This is a genomic window from Pseudomonas linyingensis, assembly GCF_900109175.1.
GTDB classification, from domain to species: Bacteria; Pseudomonadota; Gammaproteobacteria; order Pseudomonadales; family Pseudomonadaceae; genus Geopseudomonas; species Geopseudomonas linyingensis.
In genome coordinates this window covers 175,121-198,331 of record NZ_FNZE01000005.1, presented here as the reverse complement: position 1 = coordinate 198,331, position 23,211 = coordinate 175,121, and the positions used below count along the sequence as shown (strand labels likewise).

Below are 23,211 nucleotides of genomic sequence, written 5' to 3'. Positions count from 1 at the left end.
CATGAGCCAACCCGAGCAGAAAGGCGCGTGCCGGGACAAGCGCCGGCGAGAGATGCTGTGGGCGGCGAGCGACGTGTTCACAGCGTTCGGCTACGACCTGGCGAACATGCAGGCCATCGCCGATTCCGCGGGCGTGACGAAGGGCACCCTGTATGCGCACTTCGGCGACAAGGAGCAACTTTTCCACGCGGTCATCGACTACTGGCTGGAGGCGCTGCCGGAGCCGAAGTTGTCATGCCCAACGAAGGGCGGGTTGCGCGTCTGTTTGCAGAAAGTTGCACGTGAACTGCTGCAGCAAAGCGAGCATCCAGCCTCTCAGGCGCTCACCCATATACTGCTGCGATCCAACCGGATACCGCACAAGCGCTGGCGACAACGCCATCGTCCGTATCAGGCCTATCTGGAAAAGGCCCTATCCCGATCCACCCGCTGCACCGACCCTGGGCAGGCGGCCATTCAGTTCCTGTTGCTGGCGGTCGGCAGCATCGATTGCCGCAACCTCATGGCGGTGAACGAATCGCGCGTCAGCGCCGCCGTGGAGCTGTTCGTCCAGGCCTATGCGTGAGATGGGGGCACCCGATACGATTGCCACAGCTGCCGAGACTCCCCATCGATAGGCCCCCATCCGCTCAGGGCTGAGGATTCATCCTTAGCGGAATCCGCCGCTGGCCGAACGTGCCGGCATGCTGGTCGAAGCGCCCGGCGATGGCGGTGTGGCACTGCGGGCAGCGACCCTCGGCGCTCAGCCGGTAGTGCCGGATGCGGTGCCAGTCACGCTCGATCAGAGGCGCGCCGCAGCCCGGACAGAAGGTCGTGCCGCCCTCGGGATCGTGCACATTGCCCGTGTAGACATAGTGCAGGCCCTGCGCCAGGGCGATCTGCCGGGCGCGCCTGAGTGTCGCCAGCGGCGTGCGAGGGGTTTCGAGCATCTTGAAGTCGGGGTGGAAGGCGGTGAAGTGCAGCGGCACATCCGGCCCCAGCTCCCTGAATACCCAGGCGCACAGGGCCTCGATCTCCCAGTCCGAATCGTTGTAGTCCGGAATCAGCAGGGTGGTGATCTCCGTCCAGACGTCGGTTTCGTGGTGCAGATAGATCAGGGTATCCAGCACTGGCTGCAGATGCGCGCCGGTGAGCTTGAAGTAGAAGTCGTCGGTGAAGGCCTTGAGGTCGACATTCGCCGCGTCCATCACCGCGAAGAATTCGCGGCGCGGTTCGGCGTGGATGTAGCCGGAGGTCACCGCCACCGTGCGGATGCCGCGCGCCCGGCAAGCGATAGCCGTATCGATGGCGTATTCGGCGAAGATCACCGGATCGTTGTAGGTGAAGGCCACGCTGGCACAGCCCGAATTCTCCGCCGCCAGGGCGATCTGCTGCGGGCTGGCCTGATCCATCAGACGGTCCATGTCCCGCGATTTGCTGATATCCCAGTTCTGGCAAAACTTGCAGGCCAGGTTGCAGCCGGCCGTACCGAAGGACAGCACCACCGATCCGGGGAGGAAGTGGTTGAGCGGCTTCTTCTCGATGGGGTCGATGCAGAAGCCGGAAGAGCGGCCGTAGGTGGTCAGCACCACCTGCTCGCCTTCGCGCATGCGCACGAAGCAGGCGCCACGCTGGCCGTCGCGCAGCTTGCAGTCACGCGGGCAGAGATCACACTGGATCCGGCCATCGGGCAGGCCGTGCCACCAGCGCCCCGGGTAATGGGCGGACAGGTCATTCATCGCAAGCCTCCTACCGTGTGCCAACGGTCTGCGCGAAGAAGCCTACCGGTCAGGGCAGGGGCTTGCGGCAGGAGGGTGCCGCGGGCACGCCGGCATGCTGTCACTATGCCACTGATGGCGTACCCCAACAATGCGAGGAACGGCGTTTTTCAAGGTAGTTGTCGCGTAGACCGTGTTTTCAGGCCGCCTTTTTCAGCGGCTGCTGTTCCTGCTCCCGCTCAGGGTTGAGTGTCACCGCCCCAGCGGGTGTCCAGTTGCGTGTGGTCCCTGACCAGCGCTCCGGCATTCGGTTGCGGGCTTCCTGGTACAGCGCATGGCGGTGAGCCAGCACGCTGTGATCCTCGCCCCGATGGCGCTCTGCCGGCGTCACGAAACCGATGCGGCTGTGCCGGTGCTCGTGGTTGTACCAGCGGATGAAATCCCTGACCCAACTGCGTGCTGCCTCCAGGTCGGCAAAGCCCTGTTTCGGCCACTGCGGGCAGTACTTCAGCGTGCGGAACAGCGATTCCGAGTACGGATTGTCGTCGCTCCCCCGCGGACGACTGTGCGACGGCGTGACGCCCAGGTCGTACATCATTTTTTCGCAGCACCAGGATCGCTGCGGCCTCGGCCAGCGCCTTGTCCTTGCGGTGTAGCTCGCGCTCCAGTTCGCGGATGCGTTTCTTGTCCGCCTTGGCCTGTTCCCGCTCGGTTTGGCGCTGCGCCTTTGCTGACTGCTGGCCGGTGATGCAGGCCTGCCGCCAGGCCTGCACCTGCTCGGGATATAACCCCTTGCGCCGGCAGTATTCGCTCAGCTCGATTTCCGAGAGCGCGGCGGTTTCCAGCACGACGGCGAACTTGGCCTCGGCCGCCCAGTCATCGGGCAATTTCTTGTCTCCTGGCACGGGGGCTCCTTCAGCCTTGGCCTGTTTGCGCCAAGCATACAGGGTCACCTCGGAGATACCCTCCTGGCGGGCCAGCTCGGCCACGGACAGGTTCACCGGTGGCAGCAGCTTCTTCAGCAGGGCGGCTTTTCGTTCAGCAGAGTAACGCGGCATTGCACAGCTCTTTCCGCCCCCGGAGGTTCAGTTTGGGTGAATCCGATCAGGCGACAACTATCCTGACACCGGGGGGGAACATGCAGGATCAGGCCAGGATATTGTTGCTTGTGAGTCGCCGATTTTGGAGGCAAGGCCGGCCTGTCATGACCGGCGGCACTTGGCCCGAAACTGCCGGTGGGAGCCGGCAGAAACCGGCCAAAAGCGGGCACTGCAAGTGTCGCGCACTGGTGTCGCAGCGCTATCACCCCAGCTAGTGCCGATCTACTCCGCTAGGGCGGAGCAGGATCCAGATCGAAAAAACGCTGAGTTTATGGGGGCGAACGTCCGGCAAGAAATTGAGGCGAGCGACTTGAATCGGTAGATATTAATCCGGCAATACAACAGCACAAACAAGGTGTGCGCCAGATCATGGTAAGTCATTGATGCTCAAGGAAAAAATCAACGCGAACAAGTGTCCTATTGTATTGCCGGACTAATAGAGGTTTGAGCTACCTTTTTTTCTGGTTCACTGCTGGCTCTTTAGATTTCTTTACATATTCAGTGGTTGGTGGCGATGGAGGTGGGTTTTTGGCGTTATCTTGAGCTTTCTTTTCTGTGTCACTCATTTTGCAATCTCCATGATCATGGTTAATACAGCAGAAAAAGCTAGCCCCCAAGCACTAATAGAGATCTCTTGATAGGCTAATTCAATATTTCTTGACTTCTCATCAATTACTTCTGCAAGGTGTTCCAGTGTGTCTATGTGACAGTTGTAGAGGTAAGTGGACTGAGAGTCAGCATCAACTGTAGCAAGATACTCCGCGGCGGCTCTGCTGCGAGGAAGTACAGGGCATTCCCCAATGCGCAGCGCCAGCAAGGCGTGTCCCCATGCACAAATAATAGAAAAGGCACCTGCTAAGAATGCCGCGAGAGCAATCCAGCCTGCTGGAGATTGGGGGTGAAATATAGCCCCTTTATTTGCTCCGGCAACTGCAGTCACCACGCCTATTACTATTGTTGTAAATGTTAGCAACTTTGTACATTTGTTTTCAAAGTGGTCAAATCTGGATTGCTCTTCGCTGTAGCGATCTTTTAGGTAATCCAGTGTCGTTTTCATATGGGTATCTGAGTAATCCTATGGCGCTTGGTTAAGGGGCGGCTTAAGCCCACCCCACTGATATATGGCATGCAAGTCGCCTAAAAAGTTCGCCGACTGGATAGGCGATGAGCTGAACGATTACCACAGAATCCAGGACTTGTCGGATTGCTGCATAGTCCAAGTCGACTCATGCGGGACATTCATCCGCGCTATCTGTAGCTGTGTCCGTCAGGCAAGTATGCTCAAACGGTCGTGTTCAAGGTATCTTCAGCATCGCCAACTGCGGATGGTTCGCAAAATCTTCCTTCGCTGTACTAAGCAAGCTGCCGAAGTTGATATTCCTGCCTCCGCCGCCCTGTTTAAGTGTGCGAAGCGCTGCATGCCAAGCAGCCTGACCGGTAGGATGAAGCTGGAGACGGGACAGGTCACCACCGGCACGGCTCCACACCTCTTGGTCCCGCGGTCCGAATGGGTAGAGCTCGACCAGGATCTTCTCTAGCACCGACCAAGGGACCTCCTTTTGCACCATTGGCGTGGTCTCGGGACTGTGCGGCGACTTCTTTCCGCCCTGGCTCAGCGCGATAGCGAAGTTCACTTCAAGGTTGTCAGCCTTAAAAATTGGGTGCTGGTCGGCTGGGATCAGCTTAGGCACCTCTTCGGAGACGTAGTTAAACAGGTCAAAGACCTTTATGAAGCCGCTGGAACTCTTGTCGGCAGCTCCGCGCAAACCTGCCAGCAGTGCAGTCGTGAAAACGCTGTTTCTCGCGCTGGGAAATACGGCCGACACCTCATCAGCACGACACGATGCCATCAGCGCACGTCCGCTCCCGACTGCCAGCTTTGCGAGGACGTCTTGGGTATAGCCAGACTTGAGCTCGTGACCTTTGCCATCAATCAATCGCTTTGAGATTGCAGCGCCCCCAGCATGGCAGGCATCTATGAAGACCAGCAGTCGCTTCGCCTTGATCTGCGCAAGTGCCACCGCTAACTCATTCGAGCTAATGGATGTGTTTTCAATGTCAGCGAGATCGCTATCCACGGTGACCAGCACGCTTTCTTCATTACCTGGGCTGCCTACGATGCCGCCGTGGCCGGAGAAGAATACGCAGGCTGTGTCATCAGGGCCCGCCCGAGCAGCCAGTTCCTCTAGCCCCTTCAGCACTGCTGCCCGAGTAGCGTTTGTGTCTAAGAGTGTGACGACGTTGGCAGGGGGATAGGCGCAGTAATGCGGCGATGAGAGCGTCGCGGCAACATCATTAACATCGTTCAGTATCGCAGCAGGCAGGCTGGAGATTTGCTGATAGTTCGCCACGCCGATAAGAAGGGCGTGGCCTTGTGGGTAACCAGTCGGGTTCATGTTTCGACCATGGGTATGTGGGAGTGTCAACGCCAGCCAACGATGTCCGTGTCACTGGCATACAGGCGCAGCTTCTCGTTCCAAGGGAAGTCCTGGCGCATCACTGCAAGGAGCGCATGCGTATTCGGTCGGCCGCCGTATCGGATTGAATTCAATGCAGTGTGCCAACGTGTTGCCCCGTTTTGAAGCCGTCCCGGCAGGTCGGAATTCTTGCCTCCGGCGCGTGACCAGAGCTCGTCGCAATCCGGGCCGCTTGGATAGAGTTCACAAGCCTCTTTCTCGAATGCGTTCCACTTCTCGGCAGCACTTGGTTTGGAGATCCCAAGCATCCAACGCGTATAAAAGTTGAGCAAGTCTGCGCACAGCCGCAGCCCCGGCTTGAGATCTGAACGATGGTCGGCAAACTGGTCCGCAAGCTGTTTGGCTGCACGCTCCCAACGTCGGGATGCCACAAGCGTACCCAGCCTCTCGGAATCCGCTTGAGAAAGAATGCGAACGCTACTCAAGAGGTTGTTCAGCCATGTGATGAACACATCTTCGGGGAACGACGGAAGGGCCCTGACGATTGAGAGGCGTGCAGCAACCGTCACTGATGATCTTTCAAGCACGGACTGTAAGCTCAAACTCGCCATGATTGCATGCTCAAGCGCGGCTTCAGGGGGAATCATTACTGTGCCTTTCGCGGCGACGTCTAGCCAGCCGGCTACGGTCGTCTGCAGGTAACGATCACGCTGCGAAGCGGGGAGAAGCGACCATAGACGCGCCCGCCCCGGAGCGGCGCTGAGGTCAGCTAGGGGGGTCTGTGCCAGCGCTTCGAGTAAGCCGGTGTCGACGGGCAGTCCTTCGGCGAGTTGAGCTAAAACAGTGTCACGCACACCAATGGGATTGCTGGGTGCGCTCCACAGGGAAGAATCCTTGCCAATCCCTGCTCCCCACACCTCTTGCTCGGTAATGTCATCGCAGCTGATGTTAGACAGAATCTGAGGATGGGCAGCGGCCAGTTCTGCGCACAACCCAACCAATCGCAAGTCCTTATGCGCAAGTGTGCACTCCAACGTCTGGGGAGGGCTAGCGTACCGAAGAGCTGACCGTAAACCAGCACTGTGGTCTGGGTCCTTGTCCACCTTGAGTTGCTGGCCTATGGCATCGAGAGGGGGCAGCGTTGAAGCTAGTACAGCGCCGTACGCGGTCAGCCAGCGCTTCTTCAGCAGCGGCGAGAGCAGAGCAGCCGGGGTGGCAACGAGGAGCTTTCTGGGCACTTCCCCCGCTAGTCGCTGTTCAACTGCCGCGTCAGCCGGTAGGGTGCCTATGGCCGCGGCGAACGCAGCTTGGCTATGCTCGGCCCATCTCCAGATTGCTTGGGAAATGGCGGGTGTGTCTCGACGAGCGGCAGTCGATAAGCCGGCTGTCACTGCAGAGCGCCAAGGAGGCAATGCGAGTTCCTCATCAACCGAGGCTGCGACCATTTCCATTAAGTCGCTGTCGTCCGCTGGCGCAAATCCGAGGTTACTGACGAGGAGCTCAACGGCCGACCACAACAAGCGCTTGTTGGCAAAGCCAGACAGCGCCAAATTTCTCATTAGCAGTAACTGCTTGCATCCTGCGCCCGGAATCAAAGTCGTGAACCGACCGATGAGGTTGCCCTTGATGCTTGCGCCGAGCGTAGGCTGACTTGAGATGCCGTCAGCCAAGCGTATGGCAGCCAGCAAATCATCGAAGCTTTCGCCGTCAGAGAGGAGGGAGTGCAGCCGTTCAAGCCTGCTCAATTCTCTGAGGGTATGAACTTCACGGCCCAGGTTTTTGGCGAGCGCCAAGATTGGCTGCACGTCGCGCTGGCCACAGAGAATTCCGGCGGACTCAGAATTCGGGGTTTGATCGTCTGGCTTGACTATGTGGTGCTTCGTCCAGCGAGCTTGGAGCTGCTCGGGCGTGCATACAAGCGTCGGAGTGGGTTGCTCTACCACGTCCTTCGGACCGAAGCTCAGCCGGAACGCGAAGGATCGTCTTAAAGCCGGCCAGAGGTTCCTCCAAAGTGAGTCGACGAGGTGCTCGAATCCTTCTACACCCAGTCGGACAACTGGAGCTAGTCCTTGGGCTGTCAGCGCGTTGGCCGTACCGATCAGGTCAGCAGCCGGCGCGTGGATGCTGCCTACAGTGTCAAGCTCAAGCGTCGCCACCGAACCGGGGCAGTCTGTGGCCGAGGGTGCCAGCCACCCAAACAACGCGGTCAGGCTTCCAACCTCGCACATATCGTCCAAGCTGACGATTAGCGCGTGAGTTAGCACCATGCCACTGCGCGACGCGCTCGAATCCAGGAGCGTGCGAGCGAGGACGTAGTGGTCGTCGATGGGAAAGCCGCGAACGAATGGCGACCAAGCCTGGACACCTTGGGGCACTGCATCTGGCAGGTCGAGCTTTGATGCGATGACAGCGGCTATTGGCGCATTCGTACTCGATGTTCTGAGTCCGTGACCACGGCCAGGGATCTCGCCATAAACAGCCTGCTCGACTCGCATTTGCTCAGCTCCCGCCAGCCATCAAGCGTTGAATCGGCAAGGTAATGTCGATGTTCTTCACTCCGTCGGGTAGCACCACGTAGCCGAATTCTTCGGGGCCGCGAATTGCGTACTCCTGATCCGCATCCGTCTTGCTGAGCGCGCGTTCAAGGGCCGACAGGCCAATGATAGTGGGCGAGAGCCAATTGCTGCGCACGAACGACCACAGCAGCGGCAGTCTAGACGCCAGGAGGTCAGCTGGAAGCTCCGTCGTGTCAAGCTCATCCCAGCAGCTCAGCAAGATGGTTAAGCGAGGCTTGCGAAGCGGCTGGTCCAAGTGGAACTGCGCCAGGTAGAGCAGCATTTGGAGGAGCTCCACTGTCCTTGCTTGGTCTGACAACTCGTATGCGGCGGCGGCCTCTCCCTGGGACTCAGCCGCAGCGAATGAGTGCAGCGGGCGCGAGAGCAGGTCGTCTTCGGACCGAAGCGAATGCAGTCTGATGAGCAAGACCCAGTCCGTGGCTCCGAGTACGCGCTCGCGCCAGGCGGCCGGAATCCGGCGCTGCGTGACAAGGTTGCGGACCTGTTCGCCGCCGTAGTCCGGCCAAACCAGTTCGGCGTGGCGGCCGGCCTCGTCCGTAATAGGCCATACGCTTTCGACGTAGGTGCTGGCCGGGGTGTGGTCGGTCGACTTTCCCTCAGTCAGGCAACTGAGCGCTGTAGTGAATGCCTCCAAGTTCGTTGGAGCGCCGGACATCTTGAGCGCACCCGCCTTGACCATGAGCCGCTTCAAAAACTGGGCCCCGTAGTGAGTCTTCCCGACGTTCGACTCGCCGACCAACAAGATGGTGTGTTGAGCTGCCACCAACTATCTCCTCCCGAATCGAAAAAGCGGGTCGTGACCAGACGTTTCTGTCGTGGGCAAATCCACTCCTGCGCGTTTGCTGCAAAGAATCCAGCCAAATAGCTCGCGGAAGCCTTCTGCAGCGTCAACCTCGCCACGGGGGTACACGCTGACTGTGAACTCCGGGACGCTTAATGAGTCCGATGCCACCGCTTTTCTGATCTGCGCCTCCATGGCTGGCGCCACGTCTACGTCCCCCTTCGTCCAGACGAGTGCCAGGCGCCGTCCGCGGGCCTCGGCCACTGCACGCTGAGCAAGCAGCTGAAAGTCGTTTCGAGCGGCCCCCATCTTGGGGCCAGCAAGTGCCTGACGGTCAGCAATCAGTAGCGTGACGTCTGCGTGGCGGGCAATCCAACGGGCCCCTTCCGCGTCAGCTGCCTGCTCGTTGATCGCCCATTTCTGAAACCACTCACCGGGGGCATCGGCAAAAAGCAGGTCGCGCAGCGACCCATCCCCACGGCGAAAACCAAGGTGAAGCATGCCGGGTGCTCGAGCCGCTCCGCTGGGCGTGTGGGGTGGAAAGCTTGGGGGCTGCCCCGGCTTCCAGCGCAGACTGGTCGCCACCGCCTCCCAACCTGCCAGTGTGTAAGAGTTGCTGAAAGAACTGGCGTCAGTAGTCAGTGCACCTCGACCCAGCAGCAGGTAAAGCGCACCCAGGATGGTCGTCTTACCTGCGCTTTCCGGCCCAACGATACCGACAGTGATGGGTTTGATCCTGCCGCTGACGAAGTTGAGGTCAGACTCACCCATCGCCAAGCCGCTCCATGGAAGCAGCATCTGGTCGGAGTCAGACGGGGCGGTTACCGCGCTCTTGCTGACACGTTTCCACTCGGGGCACATATCGAGCCGGATGTGGCCCAGCGTGCAGGTGGTATTGTCGTCAGCAAAACAGTGGGGGTGGGGGCATCTGTCCATAGGCGCCTTACCTCTTCTTGGCCCGCTTTGCAGGGCTGCTGGTGGCGCGTGCGCTCTGGAGCTCACGGAATAGGTATATTCCCCAGTCGGAGGGGGTCATCTTGATGGAAGCGTCCAAGCCAGCCAGGGCGCGCAGGGTCGTCGCTTCGATTGCGCCTGAAGCCTGCGGGTGTCCAATCAACGACAGCAGCGGGCCTCGACCAACTGGTACCGGCGCGTACTGAGCAGCCAATGTGCGGAAAGGCTGCAAGAACTCAGTTGTCTTGGCGTCGTGCACAAGACTGGCAATGTCTCGTTCACCGTTATCAGCTGGCAGACAGCGGATAGCCTCCCGCAGGAAGACCGATACGCTCGCTGGTGAATAGGTTGGCACCTGCTCATGTAGGTCGAGCGCCATCAAAGCTGCGGCCTCGAATGGTGGTAAGTCACGGTAGCTTGCATGAACACTCGGGGAATACAGCGCTTCTTTCCACCAAAGCAGGTTCGTGCGACGCTGCAGACCTGCCGTCGCGCCGCTGAAGCTGGTTAGTGCCTTGTCCACGTGAGAAGTGACGGCATTCGCCAGCGTAGACAGCGGGCCCGAGAGGTCGACGGGGGTTGGCGAAAGCTCCTCGGCCATCCCATCCAAAGCCTCTGCGATGGCGACACTCATCTTGTTTGCGAACTCTTGCGACCATGCATTGATATTGTTACTGGGATGATGAGGATTCGGCGCCGCGGCGGAGTGGATCTTTGCCTTAAGCTCATCCTGATTGACAATGGGTGCCTCATAGTCCGCAGACACTGGGGCTGGCGGCGAGTACTGCAACGGATCGACCGTAATCATCTCTGGCGTTGCCCACTCAGCCTCGGCGCGCGTATCGACCTTCGTCTCAACTTCGCTAACTGCTTCACGCCAAATCTCGGCTTCGTCGGACGTTTCGGCATGGGCCAGGGCATTGCGCGCAGTGTTAACAAAGGCGACGGCAATCGCATCGTCCGAGCTAGCCGCCTGCACGATTGCATCTAGCAAGATGGCTCGCAAGACGCTAACGGGCCGCCCTGAAAAAGCGTTTGCAACCGTCTCCCATTGCTTGCGCAAGGCGGCCATTGCCTCCTCTACGGTTGGGTCAGTAGCCGCAATGTTGGGGTCGGCCGCCACCATCGTGAAGCTGGCGGTCTTTGAGGGAGCCTTTCGAAGAATGGCGGATAGGTCTTTGGCTGTGGACCGAAGCTTCTCGAGTTTGGTGTCATCACCCTTGAGGTCGATGACTCCAATCTCAAGAAACTCCAACAAAAATTCCTGCTCCATTCCATGGCCTCCCGACCCGTGCTGTGATGCCGAAAAATCATACTTGAGTGCGTTGTGGTCTGTCCCTATCTGAGTGAACTCCGACTTAAGGTGGCCGAATCGCCTCTGAGTTCGTAGATTGTTAATGACCGCATCTGGCCGAAGCCAGACATCCCCAGACCGCATGAGCTCGATTCTACATACGGTCAGCCGGTCCGTCCGGGATGTGCCTTGCGCCTACCTCCACCGCGGGCATCAGCAGCAGCACCAGTTCGCCGCCCCACCGCCGAGCACGTAGAATTCCCTTCTCAGGGTTTTCTCAAGGTCATCGGCGTGGAAGGGCAACTGGGTTTCGTGCTGACGCGGCACTGGCGCGACACGCCGGCGGGCACCGAGGTCGAGTTCTGGCTGGCGACCGATGCCGGCCCGCGTCGCGTGCGGGTGCCCGTGCAGCCGGCGGTGGCCTTCGTCCCCGCCGAGCAGCGCCAGCGCGCCGGGCAGTTGCTGCGCGGTGAGCAGGATGCCGAGCTGCGCGAGCTGGAGCTGCGCGACTTCCACCACCGCCCGGTGCTCGGTCTCTACTGCCGGCAGTACGCGCAGCTGCTGCGTCTGGAAAAGGCCCTGCGCGCCGGCGGCGTGGATGTATACGAGGCCGACATCCGTCCGCCCGAGCGTTTCCTGATGGAGCGCTTCATCACCGCGCCGGTGTCCTTCGGCGGCACGCCGGGCGACGGAGGTGTACTGCTGGATGCCCAGCTGCGCCCCGCGCCGGACTATCGCCCGCGGCTGCGCCTGGCATCCCTCGACATCGAGACCAACAGCCGCGGCGAGCTGTATTCCATCGGCCTGGAAGGCTGCGGCCAGCGCCAGGTCTACATGCTCGGCCCGGCCAATGGCGACGCGCGCGGGCTGGACTTCGACCTGGAGTACTGCGCCAGCCGCGCGCAGCTGCTGGAGCGGCTCAACGACTGGCTGGCGCGACACGATCCCGACGCCATCATCGGCTGGAACCTGGTGCAGTTCGACCTGCGCGTGCTGCGCGACCACGCCCAGCGCCTGCGCGTGCCGCTGCGCCTGGGGCGCGGCGGCGAGGAGATGGGCTGGCGCGAACATGGCAGCGGCAACGGCCACTTCTTCGCCGAGGCCGCCGGGCGGCTGATCATCGACGGCATCGAGGCGCTGCGTTCGGCGACCTGGAACTTCCCCTCGTTCAGCCTGGAGAACGTGGCGCAGACGCTGCTGGGGGAGGGCAAGGCGATCGACAACCCCTACCAGCGCATGGCCGAGATCGACCGCCGCTTCGCCGAGGACAAGCCGGCGCTGGCGCGCTACAACCTCAAGGACTGCGAGCTGGTGACGCGCATCTTCGCGAAGACCGAGCTGCTGCCGTTCCTCCTTGAGCGGGCCACGGTCACCGGCCTCGCCGCCGACCGCAGCGGCGGCTCGGTGGCGGCCTTCACCCACCTCTACCTGCCGCTGATGCACCGTCTGGGCTTCGTCGCGCCCAAACTCGGCGAGCGCCTGCCGGAAGCCAGCCCCGGCGGTTTCGTCATGGATTCGCGCCCGGGCCTGTACGAGTCGGTGCTGGTGCTGGACTACAAGAGCCTGTACCCGTCGATCATCCGCACCTTCCTGATCGACCCGGTCGGCCTGATCGAAGGGCTGCGCCACCCAGATGACGCGCATTCGGTGCCGGGCTTTCGCGGCGCGCGCTTCTCGCGCACCCGGCACAGCCTGCCGGCGATGGTCGCGCGGGTGTGGGAGGGGCGCGATGCGGCCAAGCGCGACGGCAACAAGCCGCTGGCGCAGGCGCTGAAGATCATCATGAACGCCTTCTACGGCGTGCTTGGCTCGAGCGGCTGCCGCTTCTTCGACCCGCGACTGGCGTCCTCGATCACGATGCGCGGGCACGAGATCATGCGCCGCACTCGCGAGCTGATCGAGGCGCGCGGCTACCAGGTGATCTACGGCGACACCGACTCCACCTTCGTCTGGCTGGGCAGCGGGCACGCGGAGGCGGACGCCGACCGCATCGGCCGCGAGCTGGTGCAGCAGGTCAACCAGTGGTGGCGCGAGCACCTGGCGGCCGAGTTCGGCCTGGGCAGTGCCCTGGAGCTGCAGTACGAGACCCACTACCGGCGCTTCCTGATGCCCACCATCCGCGGCGCCGAGGAGGGCAGCAAGAAGCGCTACGCCGGCCTGGTGCTGCGCGCCGACGGCAGCGAGGAGATGGTGTTCAAGGGCCTGGAGACGGTGCGCACCGACTGGTCGCCGCTGGCCCGGCAGTTCCAGCAGGAGTTGTACCAGCGCATCTTCAGGCGGCAGCCGTTCGAGGACTATGTGCGCGACTACGTGCGCCGTACCCTGGCCGGCGAGCTGGACGAGCAGCTGATCTACCGCAAGCGCCTGCGCCGGCGCTTGGACGACTACGAGCGCAACGTGCCGCCCCATGTGAAGGCGGCGCGGCTGGCCGACGAGTTCAACGCCCGCCACGGGCGCCCGCTGCAGTACCAGCGCGGCGGCTGGATCAGCTACGTGATCACCACCGCCGGCCCCGAGCCGCTGGAGGCCCGCCAGGCGCCCATCGACTACGACCACTACGTGACGCGCCAGCTGCAGCCGGTGGCGGACGCCATCCTGCCTTTCGTAAACAGCGACTTCCGGCGCCTGGTGGATGGGCAGATGGAGCTGTTCTGAAGCCGGGCTGGACGATGGTCCGGGCGTGTTGTTCCGCATCGAGAAGCTACACTTCCAAGTCGCCCCCCGGCCCGGCGCCGGCACTGAAAATGGAGGCGAACATGTTGCAATTACCGAAAGCGGCAATAGACCAGTTCAAAACGCTCTTCCAAGGGACCGTGCTCCTTCCCGCAGACGCGGAATACGACGAAGCGCGGCAGATCTGGAACGCCATGATCGACCGACGTCCCGCCATCATCGCCCGTTGCAGCTCTCCCGAGTCTGTCGTGCAAGCCGTCGATTTCGCCCGGCAGAACGGCTTGCTCGTATCGGTCCGCGGGGGCGGGCATAACATTGCCGGCAATGCCGTTTGCGACGACGGGCTGATGATCGATCTCTCCCCCATGAAACGGGTCGAGATCGATGCCCAAACCCGCAGGGCAAGCGTGGAACCGGGCTGCACCCTGGCCGATTTCGACGCAGTTGCGCTAGCCCATGGGTTAGCCACTCCACTCGGCATCAATTCGACCACGGGTGTCGCCGGGCTGACCCTGGGGGGAGGCTTTGGCTGGTTGAGCCGCAAGTACGGCATGACGGTGGACAATCTGTTGGGTGCCGATGTCGTGATGGCGGATGGTCGCCAGTTACACGCCAGCGAAACCGAGAACGCCGATCTGTTCTGGGGGCTTCGCGGCGGTGGTGGCAACTTCGGTATCGTCACCCGCTTCGAGTTCCAGCTCCATCCCGTCGGCCCCGAGGTGCTGAGCGGGCTGATCGTCTTCCCGTTCGATGAGGCCCGATCCGTTATCACCGCCTTCGCCCGTTTCACCGAGCAGATGCCGGACGATCTCAATATCTGGATGGTCATCCGCAAGGCGCCGCCCCTGCCTTTCCTTCCCGAAGAGACCCACGGCAAAGAGATGGTCGCCCTGGCCTTGTGCTATGCAGGCAGCCCCGCCGAGGGTGAGAAGCTGATCCAGCCGCTGCGCGGCTTCGGCAAGGTGCTCGGGGAACACATAGGCGTACAGCCCTATACCGCCTGGCAGCAGGCCTTCGACCCGCTGCTGACCCCAGGCGCGCGTAACTACTGGAAGTCGCACAACTTTTCCCGCATCGGTGACGAAGCCAGGGAAGTCATCATGGAATACGCCGCCAAGCTGCCGTCGCCGCAGTGCGAAATCTTCATCGGCACCATTGGCGGACAGACGACCCGTGTGGCGCCGGAGGCGATGGCCTACTCGAGCCGGGACGCCAACTACGTGATGAACGTGCATGGCCGCTGGGATTCGGCTGCCGAGGACGAGCGCTGCATCGCTTGGGCGCGAGAGTTCTTCGCCCGATCCAAGCCCTTCGCCAGTGGCGGCGCCTACATCAACTTCCTTACCCAGGACGAGAGCGACCGGATCGCCTTTGCCTATGGCACGGTCTACAAGAGACTGGTGGAGATCAAGAAGAAGTACGACCCGACAAACTTCTTCCGGATGAACCAGAACATCAAGCCGGATTGAAGGGGGTAACGACCCAGCCGGTGTCATGCTGTCGGCGCGCCTGAGTCCAGCTCTGCTCGGCAGGCCGCAACCGAAGATTTCCTCCCAGACAGAAACGCCAATGCCGCGCTTGTGCGCGGCATTGGCGTGGTGGGCAACGGTGGGCGGGCGGATCAGCTCTCCAGCTTGCGCGGCGCCATGAAGTACAGCCAGGTCAGGGCGAGGAAGTACATGGCCGGGATGATGGTGAACAGCACGGCGTAGTTGTTGTTGGTGACGGTCAGCACGTAGCCGACGATCTGGGTCATGAACATGCCGCCGACCGCCGCGCACATGCCGCCGAAGCCGAACACGGTGCTCATCAGGTGCTTGGGCGTGTAGTCCATCACCAGGCTCCAGATGTTGGCGGTCCAGGCCTGGTGGGCGCCCACGGCCAGGGCGATGGCCAGCACCGCGGCCCACAGGCCGCTAGCCTTGGCGGCGAACACCACCGAGCAGATGCAGGCGGCGAAGATCAGCATCGATACCAGGCGGGCGCGGATCGGGTTGACCCCGCGACCGATCAGGAACGAGGAGAGGATGCCGCCACCGATGCTGCCGAAGTCGGCGGTCAGCCAGATCAGCATCAGCGGGATGCCCATCTGGGTGACGCTGATGCCCAGGCCATACTGCTGGTTGAGGAACGGCGGCAGCCAGTACAGGTAGAACCAGAACACCGGCGCGGTGATCATGTAGGCCACGGCGAAGGCCCAGGTGCCGCGGCGGCGCAGGATCTGCGAGAAAGGCACCTTGGTCGCTTCGGGCTCGACGTCGCGCTGGATGTAGTCCAGCTCGGCCTTGCTGACGGTCGGGTGCTCTTCCGGGTTGTAGTAGTTCAGCGCCCAGAACACCAGCCAGACCAGGCCCAGCAGGCCCATGCCGACGAAGGCGGCCTGCCAGCCCCAGACGGAGAGGATCAGCGGCAGCAGCGCCGGGGTGACCATGGCGCCGACGTTGGTGCCGGCGTTGAAGATGCCGGTGGCCAGGGCGCGCTCGCCGGCCGGGAACCACAGGCGGGTGGTCTTCACGCAGGCCGGGTAGTTGGCCGCCTCGGTCAGGCCGAGGATGAAGCGGCAGATCATGAAGCCGACCGCCGAGGTCGCCAGGCCGTGGGCGCCGGTGGCCAGGCTCCACAGCAGCACGGCGAGGAAGAAGGCGCGCTTGACGCCGACCTTGTCGATGAAGCGACCCTGCAGCAGGAAGCCGACGGCGTAGCCGACCTGGAACCAGAAGTTGATGTTGGCGTAGTCCATGGTGGACCAGCTCATCTCCTTGGCTAGGATCGGCTGCATCACGCCCAGCGCGGCGCGGTCGATGTAGTTCAGCGTGGTGGCGAAGAACACCAGGGCCAGCATGCCCCAGCGCATCTTGCCGACGGCGAGGGCGGCACGGATCTTCTCGCCGACACCGGCGTGGGGGTGCACCGAGGCGAACGTCTGCGGCGATACGACTGGGCGAGCCGTGGAGTTGGACATGAGCGTTTACCCGTTTCTTGAAATTGTTATGGATCAGCTAGCGCTGATTGGGCCGGCTACCGATATGCGGCAGGCAAGGCAGGTATCCGGTCTGGCTTGAATGTTGAGATTCGAGCGGGCGCGGGTCAATTCGATAAACGCCCATCTGTTCGATGATCGAACAAAACCTAACCAGTTAGTACATTTTAACCTGAGCAGGGATTGGCTATAGCCAATGGTCTATTGGCGTCCGTCGCGGGCCGCAAACCGGCCAGCTCCAGCCCGGCCAGATAGCCGAAGGTCATCCCCGGGCCGAGGGTGATGCCGCCGCTGGGGTAATGGCCGTCCATCACGCTGGCCATGTCGTTGCCCACCGCGAACAGCCCGCCAATCGGTCGTCCTTGTGCGTCGAGCACCCGTGCCGTGGCGTCGGTGCGCAGCCCGGCGAAGGTGCCCAGGCTGCCGGGGACCAGCTTCACGGCGTAGAACGGCCCTTGTTCCAGCGCGCCCAGCGACGGGTTGGGGGCATGCTGGGCCTCGCCCTGGGCGCGGTTGTAGGGCGAGGCGCCGCGGCCGAAGTCGGGGTCTTCGCCGCGGGCGGCGTGCCGGTTGAAGCGCGCGACGCTGGCGGCGAGTTGCTCCGGATCGATACCGCACTGACGGGCCAGCTCGGCGAGGCTGTCGCCTCGTTTCAAGTAACCGTTGCGCAGCCAGGGCGCGTCGGGGAAGGGGAACGGCCGCACCGCGCCGATGCCGTAGCGGTTGCGTGCGCGGCGGTCGCCGATCAGCCAGGCCTCCGGCGCCTCGCCGGGCGAGGTGGCGGCGAACAGCGCGGTCATGAAGGCGTGGTAGGAGTCGGCCTCGTTGGCGAAGCGCCGACCGTCGCCGCGCACGGCGATGAAGCCCGGCTTGGCGCGCTCCATCAGGTGCGGGAAGGCGCCGACGCTGCCGTCCCGGCGCGGCACCCGCGACACCGGCGCCCAGGCCCCGGCGTGGGCCAGATCGTTGGCCACCCGGGCGCCGACCGCCTCGCCGAGGCGCAGGCCGTCGCCGCTGTTGCAGGTTGGCGCCGCCGAGTGGTGGCCGTGGCCGTCCGGCGCGTGGGGGAACAGCTGGGCGATGCGCGCGCGGTCGTGGGGAAAGCCGCCGCAGGCCAGCACCACGCCGCGACGGGCGTGGATTTCGGTCGGCGTGCCCAGATGGTCGAGCATGGCGCCGACAACGCGGCCATCGCGCTGCAGCAAACGGCGCACCGGCGCCTCGCTGAGCAGGCTGACCTGGCGGTCGAGTGCGCTGCGTAGCAGGCGGGCGACCAGGGCGTTGCCGTTGACCAGATGCAGGCCGCGCCCATGGCGCAGGCGGTCGCGGAAATGGCGCAGCAGGCGCCCGGCCGCGTATAGCGCCGAGCGCGGCGAGCGGCTGGCGTCGAGGAAGTGGGCCAGGTCCGCGCCGCCGGCGATGCCCATGCCGGCCAGGCTGATCAGGTCCAGCGGCGGGCGCAGCTTGTCGATCCACTCGCCGAGCTGGCGGCCGTCGAACGGCTGGGCGCACAGCGAGCGGCCGCCGCGCGCCGCGCCGGCGCCGGCGTGCATGTCGGGCATGCGGCTGCCGGACTGGAACTGCACGGCGGTGTGGCGCTGGAAGAACTCGACCATCGCCGGGCCGTGGGCGAGGAAGGCGCGCTGGCGCTCGTCCAGTTCGGCGCGCTGCAACTGCTCGCGCAGGTAGCGTTCGGGCGCGCCGGGCTCCTCGAGCTGGCCGTCGGCGACCGCCAGCGGGTTGCGCGGAATCCACAGCCAGCCGCCGGACCAGGCACTGGTGCCGCCGAGCAGCGGCTCCTTCTCGGCGACCACCACCTTGAGGCCGTGGTGCGCGGCGGTGACCGCGGCGGCGAGGCCGGCGGCGCCGGAGCCGACCACCAGCACGTCGCATTCGATTCTGTCGGGCGTCTGCATGTTCTGCCTCTTGTTGTTGTGGTTCGGCGATCAGTTGTAGGGGCGAATTCATTCGCCAAGCAGGCCATCGGCCTGCCCTTGGCAACATCGGGGCCGCGTTGCGGCCCATGGCGAATAAATTCGCCCCTACAGGTGACTCACTGCAGCGGCGAGAAGCCGGTCGGCCGCATCAGGCGCGACTCCAGGCGCTCCACCGCGTCGAGTTCGCGGTTCTTGCGCGAGAACGCGGCCCAGCGCGGGTCGGCGGCCATGCTGGCGCGCCGGGCGGCGCGATCATCCAGGCTCTCCCAGGCCCAGATGTGAACCACCTGGTTGGCCTCGCCGAACTCGGTGGTGAAGAAGCCGACCAGCTTGCCGAGGTGCTCGGTCTGCACCGGCAGAGCATCGCTCTGGTAGAGGGCCAGCCAGTCGGCGAGGCGGGTCGGCTTGATGGTGTAGGTGCGCAGTTCGTAGTACATGGTGGGTTCTCCGTCGAAAAGTCAGGCTTTGGCCGGTAGCAGGCGCTCGGCGATATGGCTGGCGGCGATGTAGCCGAAGGTGATGCCGGGGCCGAGGGTGATGCCCGGGCCGGGGTAGGTGCCGTCCATGATCGAGTTCATGTCGTTGCCGGCGGCGTACAGCCCGGGGATGGGTGCGCCGTCGAGGTCCAGCACGTTGGCATGGCGGTCGGTGCGCAGGCCGCGCGCCGAGCCGAGGTCGCCGGTGTCGATGCGGATGGCGTAGAACGGCGCCTTGACCAGCGGCGCCAGGCACGGGTTGGGCTGGTGGTGCGGGTCGCCGAGGTGGCGGTTGTAGCTGTTGCCGCCCTTGCCGAACTGGCGGTCGACCCCGGCGCGGGCATCGCCGTTGTGCAGTTCGAGGGTGGCGCGCAGGCCCTGCGGATCGACGCCGATGGCCTTGGCCAGTTGCTCCGGAGTGTCGGCGCGGTGCAGGTAGCCGGCGGCGATCAGCGCCGAGTTGTCGACCGGCTTCGGCCGGGCCAGGCCCATGCCGTACTTGCCGAGCGCCTCGACGTCGGCGATCAGCCAGCAGGGCGCGTGGCCCTGGAACATCGCCTCGACGAAGCAGTGGTAGGAGTTGGACTCGTTGACGAAGCGCCGGCCGCTCTTGTCGACGGCGATGATCCCCGGCTTGGCGCGGTCGGTGACCAGGTGCGGGAAGCGCTCGAGAGTGCCGTCCGGGCGGCGCAGCACCGATACCGGCGCCCAGAAGAAGTTGGCGGCCAGGTCCTGGCCGCTGGCGGCGTTGACCGCTCCGGCCAGGCGCAGGGCGTCGCCGGTGTTGGTTTCCGGCGACATGCTCCAGTGCGCCGCCGCGCTTTGCGGGCGCTCGGCCGCGGCCTGGGCGCCGGCGCCGAAGCCGCCGGTGGCGCAGACCACCCCGCCGTGCGCCAGCACCCGCTCGCTGCGCCCGTTGCGGCGCAGCTGCACGCCGCGCACCGCGCCGTCCTCGACGATCAGGCTGTCGGCCTGGCAGTCCAGCCACAGCTCGACGCCCTTGGCGAAGGCGGTGGTGGCCAGCCGGGCGATCAGCGCGTTGCCCACGGTCAGGCGGGTGCCGCGCGGGTGCCTGAGGCGGTCGCGGCCATAGCGCGCCATCAGCCTGAGGCAGTGCCACAGCGACTGCGGCGAGCGGCGGAAGTTGAGGAAGTGCTGGATGTCGACGCGGTTCACCATCATGCCGCCGAACAGCAGCATGCCCTGCGGCGGGGTCTTCAGGTCCTTGAAGCGCTCGCCCAGCCGGCGGCCGTCGTACTCGACCATCTCCAGGGCGCGGCCGCGCTCGGTGGCGCCGTCCTCGTCCGGGTAGTAGTCCGGGGAGAGCGGGCGCAGGGCGTAGGCCAGTTCGCTGTGCTGCTCGAGATAGCGCAGCGCCTCGCTGCCGCGCTCGATGTAGGTGTCGACCAGCTCGGCATCGAAGCCCGCGCCGATGGTCTTCTTCAGATAGGTGCGTACCGCCTCGGGCGAGTCCTCGATGCCGGCCGCGCGGGCCTGGTCGGTGCCGTAGACCCACACGGCGCCGCCGGAGATCGCCGAGGTGCCGCCGAAGGTGCTCGCCTTCTCGACGATCAGCACGCGCAGGCCGCGGCAGGCGGCGGTGGTGGCGGCGGCGAAGCCGGCCGCGCCGCTGCCGAGCACCACCAGGTCGTATTCGTGCACGGCGGTGGTCGGGGTGATGGCGGGATGAACTGCTGTATTCATGTGTCGCTGCTCCTAGTGCGCGGTCAGATCTGCTGCGGCGTGACGCCCATGAAGGCGCCGAGGTTGCCGAGCTGGGCGAAGGCCATTTCCGCGCCGGTCTGCACCGGGCAGCCCATGCGGTGGGCGAAGTCGAGCAGCGGGGTGATCTCCGGCGAGGTCACCACGTCTGCCACCAGGGTGCCAGCGGTGAGGGTTTCCAACTGGGCGAGGGGCAGAGGCAGCTCGCCGATGCCGCCCATGCCCACCGGCGAGGCGTTGACCACCAGGTCGAAGCCGGCCAGCGACGGGTAGTCGGTGTGCACCGCCAGAAGCGGGAAGGCGTCGCGCAGGATCGCCGCCAGCGCCTGGGCGCGCTCGGCGCTGACGTCGGCGATGGTCAGCTCGCTGACGCCGGCCTCGCCGAGGGCGTAGGCGATGGCGCTGCCGACGCCGCCGGAACCGACCACCAGGGCGCGCTGGCCGTGACCGATGAAGCCGTGGAGGCGGGCGGCGTTGAGGAAGCCGTCGCCGTCGACGTTGTCGCCGAGCAGGCGGCCGTCGGCCTCGCGGCGGATCACGTTGACCGAGCGCAGTGCCGCGGCGCGCGGGCTGACGCCGTCCAGGCGGTCGGCCAGCACCTGCTTGTAGGGCACGGTGACCACGCAGCCGCGCAGGTTGCGCCAGCCGCGCAGGGTGGCGAGGAAGTCGTCCAGCGCCGCCTCGTTCAGGTCGATGGCGATCATCGCCAGGTCCCTGCCGTGCTGGGCGAACCAGGTGTTGAAGTTTTCCGGGGATTTCACCTGGGCGATGGGGGAGCCGACGATGGCTACCAGTTCGGTCGAACCGCGGATCATGCTGACCTCCAGCTGTTGTGCTTGTTGTGCGGCGAGTATCGCGAGGCGCTCGCCGGGCCAACAACGCGCTGAACGGTCGTTTTGGTTGTTAATCGCATCGACGCTGCGATAATCGCACTAACTGGCGAAAATTCCCGAGGAGCGTCCATGAGCCAAGCGGAGATCCACCCGCGCGACCTGATCGCCGGCCTGCAGAAGGGCCTGGCGCTGATGCAGCTGTTCAGCGAGGAGCATCCGCGTCTGAGCGTGGCGCAGGCGGCCCGCCTGTCCGGGCTGACCCCCAGCGCGGCGCGGCGCTTTCTGCTCACCCTGGTCCACGAGGGCTTCGCCGAGAGCGACGGCCGCCAGTACTGGCTGACCGCCAAGGCGCTGCGCATCGGCCAGGCCTACGTCGATTCGGCGCAGATGCCGCGCATGCTGCGGCCGGTGGTCGAGCAGGTGGCGCGCACTACACAGGAACACGTCGCGGTGGGGCTGCGCGACGGCGACGAGATCGTCCACGTGGTGCGCAGCCGCTACAGCCACATCGCCTCGCTGTCGATCCGTCCCGGCTCGCGGACGCCGCTGTACTGCGCGGCCAGCGGGCGGATCTGGCTGGCGCAGCTCGACGAGGAGGAGCTGGCCGGCTACTTCGCGCGGGTGCCGCGCCGCCAGTTGACGCCCTTCACCAAGACCGACGAGGCGGCGATCCGCGCGGAGCTCGTGCTGGTCGCCGCGCAGGGTTACGCCCTCGTCGACCAGGAGTTCGAGGTGGGCATGCGCGTGCTGGCGGTGCCGCTGTACGGGCGCGGCGGGCGGCTGCAGGCGACCCTGTCGATCACCACCCACGCCTCGCGCCTGAGCCTCGAGGAAATGCGCCTGCGCTACCTGCTGCCGCTGTACGAGGCGCAGGCGCTGCTCAAGCCGGTGTTCGATTGAGGCAAGCAGTGTGCGGTTATCGGACAGCACAACCGCCGCTGCGTGCGATTCTCTGTTGAAATAGGCGCGCCCCTCGCCGGGCGGCCATCCCCATCCCCTGTCTTGAATGGAACTGCCTCGATGTCGCTGACCGAATTCCTCCTGCTCGGCCTGCCGGCGGTGCTGCTCACCGGCCTGTCCAAGGGCGGCTTCGGCGGCGCCCTCGGCGGCATCGCCGTGCCGCTGCTGGCGCTGGGCATGGCGCCGACCCAGGCGGCGGCGGTCATGCTGCCGATCCTCTGCGTGGCCGATCTGGTCGGCCTGCGCGCCTACTACGGCAAGTGGGACGTGGCCAACCTGAAGATCATGCTGCCGGGGGCGCTGATCGGCGTGCTGATCGGCTCGCTGACCTTCGGCATGCTCAACGAGCGGGTCATCGGCCTGCTGATCGGCGGCATCGCCGTGGCCTTCGTGCTGGCCAACCTGATCCATCCGCCGAAGGCCACCCCGGGCGCGCCGCCGGCCAAGGGCACGGGCACGCTGTTTTCCTCGCTGGCCGGCTTCACCAGTTTCGTCGCCCACGCCGGCGGCCCGCCGATCATGATGCACCTGCTGCCGCAGCAGCTCGACAAGGTGCGCTACGTCGCCACCATCAACGTGTTCTTCCTGCTCACCAACGCGGTCAAGCTGGTGCCCTACGGCATGCTCGGCCAGTTCACCCAGGAGAACCTGCTGACCAGCCTGCTGCTGGCGCCCTTCGTGCCGCTGGGCGTGTGGGCCGGGCTGTGGCTGCAGGACAAGGTCAACCACCTGTGGTTCTACCGCATCGCCCGCGCCGGCATGCTGCTGGCGGGCGTGCAGTTGCTGGTCAAGCACTGGTAAGGGGCTGTTC

General features: G+C 64.3%; 16 protein-coding genes and 2 pseudogenes. 5 read left to right on the top strand and 13 right to left on the bottom strand.

Annotation, left to right across the window (positions count from 1 at the left end; translation table 11 throughout):
* Nucleotide 1 precedes the first annotated feature (1 nt).
* The gene (locus tag BMZ19_RS08315) at nt 2-565 is read left to right on the top strand and encodes a TetR/AcrR family transcriptional regulator (RefSeq protein ID WP_090309648.1); all 564 of its coding nucleotides are present in this window, start codon (nt 2-4) and stop codon (nt 563-565) included.
* A gap of 64 nt (nt 566-629) precedes the next feature.
* Here the strand turns inward: BMZ19_RS08315 and amrS are convergent, their stop codons facing one another.
* The 8 genes and pseudogenes from amrS to BMZ19_RS08275 all read right to left on the bottom strand — a co-directional run bounded on the left by amrS (nt 630) and on the right by BMZ19_RS08275 (nt 10,798).
* Nucleotides 630-1,718 carry an AmmeMemoRadiSam system radical SAM enzyme gene (amrS, locus tag BMZ19_RS08310; protein WP_090309645.1) on the bottom strand — a complete coding sequence of 363 codons (1,089 nt, stop codon included), beginning with the start codon at nt 1,716-1,718 and terminating at the stop codon, nt 630-632.
* A gap of 178 nt (nt 1,719-1,896) precedes the next feature.
* Nucleotides 1,897-2,755, bottom strand: a pseudogene (locus BMZ19_RS08305) (transposase).
* A gap of 604 nt (nt 2,756-3,359) precedes the next feature.
* The gene (locus tag BMZ19_RS08300) at nt 3,360-3,854 is read right to left on the bottom strand and encodes a hypothetical protein (protein ID WP_090309642.1); all 495 of its coding nucleotides are present in this window, start codon (nt 3,852-3,854) and stop codon (nt 3,360-3,362) included.
* A gap of 238 nt (nt 3,855-4,092) precedes the next feature.
* Nucleotides 4,093-5,193 carry a caspase family protein gene (locus BMZ19_RS08295; protein WP_090309639.1) on the bottom strand — a complete coding sequence of 367 codons (1,101 nt, stop codon included), beginning with the start codon at nt 5,191-5,193 and terminating at the stop codon, nt 4,093-4,095.
* 26 nt (nt 5,194-5,219) lie between these two features.
* Entirely contained in the window at nt 5,220-7,709 is a 2,490-nt protein-coding gene (locus BMZ19_RS08290; protein WP_090309635.1) for a GAP1-N1 domain-containing protein, read from the bottom strand.
* Between the two features lie 4 nt (nt 7,710-7,713).
* A complete protein-coding gene (locus BMZ19_RS08285) occupies nt 7,714-8,553 on the bottom strand; it encodes a TRAFAC clade GTPase domain-containing protein (RefSeq protein WP_090309908.1) in 840 nt (279 codons plus the stop codon).
* A 3-nt stretch (nt 8,554-8,556) separates the two neighbouring features.
* Nucleotides 8,557-9,342 carry a TRAFAC clade GTPase domain-containing protein gene (locus BMZ19_RS08280; RefSeq protein WP_090309905.1) on the bottom strand — a complete coding sequence of 262 codons (786 nt, stop codon included), beginning with the start codon at nt 9,340-9,342 and terminating at the stop codon, nt 8,557-8,559.
* A gap of 172 nt (nt 9,343-9,514) precedes the next feature.
* The gene (locus tag BMZ19_RS08275; RefSeq protein WP_090309632.1) at nt 9,515-10,798 is read right to left on the bottom strand and encodes a GTPase-associated system all-helical protein GASH; all 1,284 of its coding nucleotides are present in this window, start codon (nt 10,796-10,798) and stop codon (nt 9,515-9,517) included.
* A 312-nt stretch (nt 10,799-11,110) separates the two neighbouring features.
* Here BMZ19_RS08275 and BMZ19_RS08270 point away from each other — a divergent pair, with 312 nt between their 5' ends.
* Both BMZ19_RS08270 and BMZ19_RS08265 read left to right on the top strand, forming a co-directional pair.
* Nucleotides 11,111-13,474, top strand: coding sequence for a DNA polymerase II (locus BMZ19_RS08270; RefSeq protein ID WP_090309630.1), 2,364 nt, complete (start codon nt 11,111-11,113; stop codon nt 13,472-13,474).
* A 101-nt stretch (nt 13,475-13,575) separates the two neighbouring features.
* The gene (locus BMZ19_RS08265; RefSeq protein ID WP_090309627.1) at nt 13,576-14,961 is read left to right on the top strand and encodes an FAD-binding oxidoreductase; all 1,386 of its coding nucleotides are present in this window, start codon (nt 13,576-13,578) and stop codon (nt 14,959-14,961) included.
* Nucleotides 14,962-15,113: 152 nt separating this feature from the next.
* On the opposite strand, the gene BMZ19_RS08260 is transcribed toward BMZ19_RS08265, so the two are convergent.
* From BMZ19_RS08260 to BMZ19_RS08240, 5 genes and pseudogenes are all read right to left on the bottom strand, one after another.
* Entirely contained in the window at nt 15,114-16,454 is a 1,341-nt protein-coding gene (locus BMZ19_RS08260) for an MFS transporter (RefSeq protein WP_244517131.1), read from the bottom strand.
* Between the two features lie 185 nt (nt 16,455-16,639).
* Nucleotides 16,640-18,388: an FAD-dependent oxidoreductase gene (locus BMZ19_RS08255; RefSeq protein WP_090309624.1), complete on the bottom strand. Its 1,749-nt coding sequence runs from the start codon at nt 18,386-18,388 to the stop codon at nt 16,640-16,642.
* A gap of 137 nt (nt 18,389-18,525) precedes the next feature.
* A complete protein-coding gene (locus BMZ19_RS08250) occupies nt 18,526-18,846 on the bottom strand; it encodes an NIPSNAP family protein (RefSeq protein WP_090309620.1) in 321 nt (106 codons plus the stop codon).
* Nucleotides 18,834-20,589, bottom strand: a pseudogene (locus BMZ19_RS08245) (FAD-dependent oxidoreductase); the annotation flags it as partial. The gene BMZ19_RS08250 and the pseudogene BMZ19_RS08245, both read right to left, overlap by 13 nt.
* Before the next feature lie 23 nt (nt 20,590-20,612).
* On the bottom strand, nt 20,613-21,422 hold the full coding sequence (locus tag BMZ19_RS08240) for a shikimate dehydrogenase family protein (RefSeq protein ID WP_090309612.1): 810 nt from the start codon (nt 21,420-21,422) through the stop codon (nt 20,613-20,615).
* Nucleotides 21,423-21,569: 147 nt separating this feature from the next.
* On the opposite strand from BMZ19_RS08240, the gene BMZ19_RS08235 reads away from it, so the two are divergent.
* Together BMZ19_RS08235 and BMZ19_RS08230 are read left to right on the top strand one after the other, a co-directional pair.
* The gene (locus BMZ19_RS08235; RefSeq protein WP_090309609.1) at nt 21,570-22,340 is read left to right on the top strand and encodes an IclR family transcriptional regulator domain-containing protein; all 771 of its coding nucleotides are present in this window, start codon (nt 21,570-21,572) and stop codon (nt 22,338-22,340) included.
* 120 nt (nt 22,341-22,460) lie between these two features.
* A complete protein-coding gene (locus BMZ19_RS08230) occupies nt 22,461-23,201 on the top strand; it encodes a sulfite exporter TauE/SafE family protein (protein WP_090309606.1) in 741 nt (246 codons plus the stop codon).
* Nucleotides 23,202-23,211: the final 10 nt, after the last annotated feature.